The organism is Micromonospora echinofusca (assembly GCF_017614955.1).
Lineage (GTDB): Bacteria > Actinomycetota > Actinomycetes > Mycobacteriales > Micromonosporaceae > Micromonospora > Micromonospora echinofusca_A.
In genome coordinates this window covers 1-6,834 of record NZ_WVUH01000361.1, presented here as the reverse complement: position 1 = coordinate 6,834, position 6,834 = coordinate 1, and the positions used below count along the sequence as shown (strand labels likewise).

General features: G+C 71.8%; 3 protein-coding genes. All 3 read left to right on the top strand.

Features of this window, described 5'->3' with window-relative positions:
- Positions 1-452 precede the first annotated feature (452 nt).
- From glgX to treZ, 3 genes are read left to right on the top strand one after another with little or no spacing between them, the layout of a single operon-like run.
- Positions 453-2,570, top strand: coding sequence for a glycogen debranching protein GlgX (gene glgX / locus GSF22_RS28385; protein ID WP_208816836.1), 2,118 nt, complete (start codon positions 453-455; stop codon positions 2,568-2,570).
- Positions 2,571-2,580: 10 nt separating this feature from the next.
- Positions 2,581-4,911: a malto-oligosyltrehalose synthase gene (gene treY / locus GSF22_RS28380; RefSeq protein WP_307804401.1), complete on the top strand. Its 2,331-nt coding sequence runs from the start codon at positions 2,581-2,583 to the stop codon at positions 4,909-4,911.
- Between the two features lie 34 nt (positions 4,912-4,945).
- Positions 4,946-6,679: a malto-oligosyltrehalose trehalohydrolase gene (gene treZ / locus GSF22_RS28375; protein ID WP_208816834.1), complete on the top strand. Its 1,734-nt coding sequence runs from the start codon at positions 4,946-4,948 to the stop codon at positions 6,677-6,679.
- The last annotated feature ends 155 nt before the right edge of the window (positions 6,680-6,834 follow it).

Genomic DNA, 6,834 nt, shown 5'->3' with positions numbered 1-6,834 from the left:
CGGCAGGACCGGTCCGGGGTGATCGTGGGGTTCGTGAGCTGCTCGCCGACCCGCAGGGTCACGTCTAACTCCATCCATGCATGGGTGGTCGTGCCGGCACCGGTGACGGCAGGAGAAAGGTGAGGGTGGCCGAAGGCCGATCGGGGAACCGGCGCGCACCGGACCCCGCTACTAGCAAAAGGCACATCGGGGCGGACCGCATCTTGAAAAGAGCGAAGGTGACCGAAGACACCGGAGGCGTCAGGTCGGGTCAGGAGGTTGGATATCGGTAGCGACCCGATCGGGTGGATTGAGCCGGCGGGCGGTGGGGCAATACCGGCGTGCGCGCGGGCGGCGCTGACCATTCGACGCGCGTCGATCGCGTAGCGGCGTCGGCCCCGGGCCCGGACGGCCGTGACCGGCGTCGCACGTGTTCGACCAGGACAACCCGTCGCACCACGTTGAGGAGCACCATGCAGGTCTGGCCCGGTGAGCGTTATCCGTTGGGGGCGACCTACGACGGCACGGGTACCAATTTCGCGATCTTCTCCGAGGTCGCCGAGTCCGTCGAGTTGTGCCTCTTCGACGAGTGGGACACCGGCGCCGAGCGGCGGGTCACCCTGCGCGAGGTCGACGCCTACGTCTGGCACGCGTACCTGCCGGGGATCGAACCCGGCCAGCGGTACGGGTACCGCATCCACGGCCCGTACGACCCGGCGAACGGGCTGCGCTGCAACCCGCACAAGCTGCTGCTGGACCCGTACGCCAAGGCGGTCGACGGGGACGTGCAGTGGGATCCGGCGGTGTACGGCTACGAGCTGGGCGATCCCGAGCGGATGTCGGAGACCGACTCGGCGCCGTTCATGCCGAAGTCGGTGGTGGTCAACCCGTACTTCGACTGGGGCAACGACAAGCCGCCCCGCCGGCCGTACCACCACTCGGTGATCTACGAGGCGCACGTGAAGGGGTTGACCCGGCGGCACCCGGGCATCCCCGAGGAGCTGCGCGGCACGTACGCCGGCATCGCCCACCCGGTGATGATCGACTATCTGACCTCGCTCGGGGTCACCGCGCTGGAGCTGATGCCGGTGCACCAGTTCGTGCACGACCACCGGCTGGCCGACCTGGGGATGCGCAACTACTGGGGGTACAACACCGTCGGCTTCTTCGCCCCGTACCACGGCTACTCGGCGATGGGGCGGCTCGGCCAGCAGGTCGGCGAGTTCCGGGGGATGGTCCGGGCGCTGCACGCCGCCGGCATCGAGGTGATCCTCGACGTGGTCTACAACCACACCGCCGAGGGCAACCACCTGGGCCCGACGCTCGGCTTCAAGGGCATCGACAACGCCAGTTACTACCGGTTGTCGGAGGAGGACCGGCGGTACTACGTCGACTACACCGGCACCGGCAACAGCCTCAACGTGCGCAGCCCGCACTCCCTGCAACTGATCATGGATTCGCTGCGGTACTGGGTGCAGGAGATGCACGTCGACGGGTTCCGCTTCGACCTCGCCGCCACGCTGGCCCGGGAGTTCTACGAGGTGGACCGCCTCTCCACCTTCTTCGAGGTGGTCCAGCAGGACCCGGTGGTCAGCCAGGTCAAGCTGATCGCCGAACCGTGGGACGTCGGCCCCGGCGGCTACCAGGTCGGCAACTTCCCGCCCATGTGGACCGAGTGGAACGGCAAGTACCGGGACACCGTGCGGGACTTCTGGCGCGGCGAACCGGCCACCCTGGCCGAGTTCGCCTCCCGGATCTCCGGCTCCGCCGACCTGTACCAGGACGACGGGCGGCGACCGTTCCACAGCATCAACTTCGTCACCTGCCACGACGGGTTCACCCTCCACGACCTGGTGTCGTACAACGACAAGCACAACGAGGCCAACGGGGAGTCGAACCGCGACGGGGAGGGGCACAACCGGTCCTGGAACTGCGGGGTGGAGGGGGACACCGACGACCCCGACGTGCGGGCCCTGCGGGCCCGTCAACGGCGCAACTTCCTGGCGACCCTGATGCTGTCGCAGGGCGTACCGATGATCGGGCACGGTGACGAGCTGGGCCGCACCCAGCACGGCAACAACAACGCCTACTGCCAGGACAGCGAGCTGGCCTGGGTCGACTGGGAGAACACCGACGAGGCGCTGCTGGAGTTCGTCCGTACCCTGACCGCGTTCCGGGCCCGGCACCAGGTGTTCCGGCGTCGCCGGTTCTTCACCGGCCTGCCGGTACGCGGCCGGACCGCCGACGCCCCGCTGCCCGACCTGGCCTGGTACACCCCGGACGGCCGGGAGATGACCGGCGAGGACTGGGGCAACGACTTCGGCCGGGCGGTCACCCTCTTCGTCAACGGCGACGGCATCCGGGAACGCGGCCAGTACGGCCAGCGCCACCAGGACGACTCCTACCTGCTCTGCTTCAACGCGCACGACGCGCCGCTGGAGTTCACCCTGCCCGGCGAGGAGTACGGCCCGCGCTGGACGTCGGTGATCAGTACCGCCGATCCGGAGCCGGACAAGCCGGCGGTGGTCGCCGCCGGGGGCACCGTCGTGGTCCCGGACCGTTCGCTGGTGGTGCTGGAGAGGACGGCCTGAGGTGGCCGACGTGCCGCCGGGCGACGCGGGGGAGCAGGGGCGGCGGCCGGTGCCGGTCCGCGCCACCTACCGGGTGCAGGTACGACCCGACTTCGACCTGGCCGCCACCGCCGGGCTGGCCGGCTACCTCGCCGACCTCGGGGTGACCCACCTGTACAGCGCACCGCTGCTGGCCGCCACACCCGGCTCGGCGCACGGCTACGACGTGGTCGACCACTCCCGGGTCAACCCGGAACTCGGCGGGGAGCCGGGCCGGCGGCGGCTGGTCGCCGCGCTGCGCGCGGCCGGGCTGGGGCTGGTCGTCGACATCGTGCCCAACCACGCCGGGGTGGCCGTACCGGCCGCCAACCCGGCCTGGTGGGACGTGCTGCGCCGGGGACGCGGGTCGGCGTACGCCGACTGGTTCGACATCGACTGGTCCGCCGGCCGGCTGAAGCTGCCGGTCCTCGCCGACGACCCGACCGCCCTGGACGACCTGACGGTCGTCGACGGTGAACTGCGCTACCACGAGCACCGGTTCCCGGTCGCCGACGGCACCGGCTCCGGGACCGCCCGCGAGGTGCACGACCGGCAGCACTACGAGCTGGTCTCCTGGCGACGTGGCGACAGCGAGCTGACCTACCGGCGGTTCTTCGCCGTCTCCGACCTGGCCGGCCTGCGGGTCGAGGACCCGGCGGTCTTCGCCGCCACCCACGCCGAGATCCTCCGCTGGGTCGACGCCGGGGACGTCGACGGTATCCGGGTCGACCACCCGGACGGACTGCGCGACCCGGCCGGCTACCTGGCCCGGCTGCGCGCCGCCGCACCCGGGGTGTGGCTGCTGGTGGAGAAGATCCTGGAGTACGGCGAGCAGTTGCCGGACTGGCCGGTGGACGGCACCACCGGTTACGACGCGCTGGCCGAGGTCTGCGGGCTCTTCGTCGACGGCCGCGCGGAGGCCGACCTCACCGCCCTGGACACCCGGCTCACCGGCCGGGTCACCTCCTGGCCGGAGCTGATCCACGCCACCAAGCTGACCGCCGCCACCGGGCTGCTCGCCGCCGAGCTGACCCGGTTGGCCCGGCTGGTGCCCGAAGCCGACCACGGGCAGGTCCGCGCGGCCCTGGCCGAGCTGGCCGCCTGCTTCCCGGTGTACCGGGGCTACCCGCCGGAGGGCGCCGGGCACCTGGCGAAGGCCCGCGCCGAGGCCGGCCGGCGTCGTCCCGACCTCACCGCCACGCTGGACGCGGTCACCGCCCGGCTGGGTGACCCGGCCGACGACCTGGCCACCCGGTTCGCCCAGCTCTCCGGGGCGGTGATGGCCAAGGGCGTCGAGGACACCGCCTACTACCGGTGGACCCGGTTCGTCGCGCTCAACGAGGTCGGCGGCAGCCCGGCGCACTTCGGGGTGCCGCCGACCGGGTTCCACGCCGCCGCCACCGCCCGGTTGCGCCGCTGGCCGGCCGGCATGACCACGCTCTCCACCCACGACACCAAACGCGGCGAGGACGTCCGGGCCCGGCTCGCCGTCCTGTCCGAGCTGCCCCAGCGCTGGGCCGACCAGGTCGGGCAGTGGACGGGGTACGCCCCGCTGCCCGACCCGGCCTTCGCCCACCTGCTCTGGCAGACCGTCGTCGGGGCCTGGCCGATCGACCGGGACCGGCTGCACGCCTACGTGCAGAAGGCGGCCCGGGAGGCGGCCGACGCGACGAGCTGGGCGCAACCCGACCCGGTCTACGAGGACGCCCTGCACGCGGTGGTCGACCGGATCCACGACGACCCGACGCTGCACGCCGGGATCACCGGGTTCGTCGCGGAGATCGCCTCGGCGGGCTGGTCCAACTCGCTCGGGCAGAAGCTGGTCCAGCTCACCATGCCCGGGGTGCCGGACGTCTACCAGGGCACCGAGCTGTGGGAGAACTCGCTGGTCGACCCGGACAACCGGCGCCCGGTCGACTTCGCGCTACGCCGGGAACTGCTGGCCCGGATCGACGCCGGCTGGCGACCACCGGTGGACGGTACCGGCGCGGCGAAGCTGCTGGTCGTCTCCCGGGCCCTGCGGCTGCGCCGGGACGCCCCGCAGCTGTTCACCGGCTACCGGCCGGTACCGGTGGACGGGCCGGCAGCCGACCACGCGGTCGCCTTCGACCGGGGCGGGGCGGTGACCGTCGCGACCCGGCTCCCGGTCGGGCTGGCCGCCCGGGGCGGATGGGGTAACTCGGCCCTGTCGCTTCCCGTTAACGAAGTGACAGAGTTGTTCACCGGACGGGTCTACAGTGGCGACCGGATACCCCTGGCTGACCTGCTGGATCACTATCCGGTGGCACTCCTCACCCCAACGACCCGCGTGGAGGCGTCATGACCCTGGGTAGCGGCGGACACCGGAGCGCACCGTCATGACCGCGTTCACGGTCTGGGCCCCGCAGGCGCGCCGGGTCCGGCTGCGGCTCACCGGCCGGCCGGACCGGGAGATGACCCGCTCCGACGGCGGCTGGTGGCGGCTGGACGTGCCGGACGCCGGTCCGGGTACCGACTACGCCTACCTGCTCGACGACGACGACCGGCCGTTGCCGGACCCCCGTTCGGCGTGGCAGCCGGCGGGGGTGCACGGGCCGAGCCGGCGCTACGACCACGACGCGTTCACCTGGACCGACCGGGACTGGACCGGCCGGGCACTGCCCGGCAGCGTCCTCTACGAACTGCACGTCGGCACATTCACCCCGGAGGGCACCTTCGACGCCGCGATCGAGCGGCTCGACCATCTGGTCGACCTGGGCATCGACATGATCGAACTGCTGCCGGTGAACGCCTTCAACGGGGAGCACAACTGGGGCTACGACGGGGTCTGCTGGTTCGCCCCGCACCAGCCGTACGGCGGCCCGGACGGGTTGAAACGCCTGGTCGACGCGGCCCACGCGCGCGGACTGGGGGTGATCCTCGACGTCGTCTACAACCATTTCGGCCCCTCGGGGGCCTACGCACCGCTGTTCGGCCCGTACCTGGCCGAGCAGAGCAACGCCTGGGGCCGGTCGGTCAACCTGGACGGGCCCGGTTCCGACGAGGTCCGCCGGTACATCACCGACAGCGTGCTGATGTGGCTGCGTGACTACCACGTCGACGGGCTGCGGCTGGACGCCGTGCACGCGTTCGTCGACTCCCGGGCCACCCCGCTGCTGGAGGAACTGGCCGTCGAGGTGGAGGCCCTCGCCGCCGGGCTGGGCCGGCCGCTGTCCCTGATCGCCGAATCCGACCTCAACGACCCCCGGCTGGTCACCCCCCGGGAGGCCGGCGGGCTGGGCCTGCACGCCCAGTGGAACGACGACGCCCACCACGCCCTGCACGCCCTGCTCACCGGGGAACGGCAGGGCTACTACGCCGACTTCGGCTCCCTGGAGTGCCTGGCCGACGTGCTGACCGGGGCGTTCTTCCACGCCGGCACCTGGTCCAGTTTCCGGCAACGTACCCACGGCCGGCCGATCGACCGGCACCGCACGCCGGGGCACCGGTTCGTGGCCTTCCTGCAGAACCACGACCAGATCGGCAACCGGGCGCTCGGGGACCGGCTCTCCGCCACGCTCTCCCCGGGGCTGCTGCGGGTCGGGGCGACCCTGCTGCTCACCGCCCCGTTCACCCCGATGCTGTTCATGGGGGAGGAGTGGGGTGCGCGTACCCCGTGGCAGTTCTTCACCAGCCACCCCGAGCCGGAACTGGCCGCCGCCGTGGCCACCGGGCGGCGCCGGGAGTTCGCCGCGCACGGCTGGCCCGCCGCCGACGTACCCGATCCGCAGGACCCGCAGACCTTCGCCCGCTCCCGGCTGGACTGGGCCGAACGGGACAAGCCCGAACACCGCGAGACCCTCGACCTGTACCAGCGGCTGATCGCGCTGCGGCGCCGCCGGCCGGACCTGACCGACTCCCGGTTGGACCTGGTCGACGTCCGCTACGGCGACCAGTTCGTCGTGGTCCGGCGGGGCCGCTGCCTGGTCGTGGCGAACCTCGCCGGCAAGCCGCAACGGATCAACCTTCCCGGGGTGGTCCGCTCGGTGCTGCTGACCACCTCGACCGGCGTGACGGTGATGCGGGACGGCATCGAACTGCCCGCCGAGTCGGCAGCCATCGTCGAGTGTTAGGAACGTGTGAGGAAGGGCCCCCTCCTATCGCTTGGGGTCTAGTGGTCCTCGCAACACCCGGATCTTCTGGGGGTTGCGAGGACCGTGTCCGTTTCCGTGGAACTCAAGGCGAAGTTCTTCGAGGTTCTCGATCGCGTCGGCAGTGTGCCCGTGGC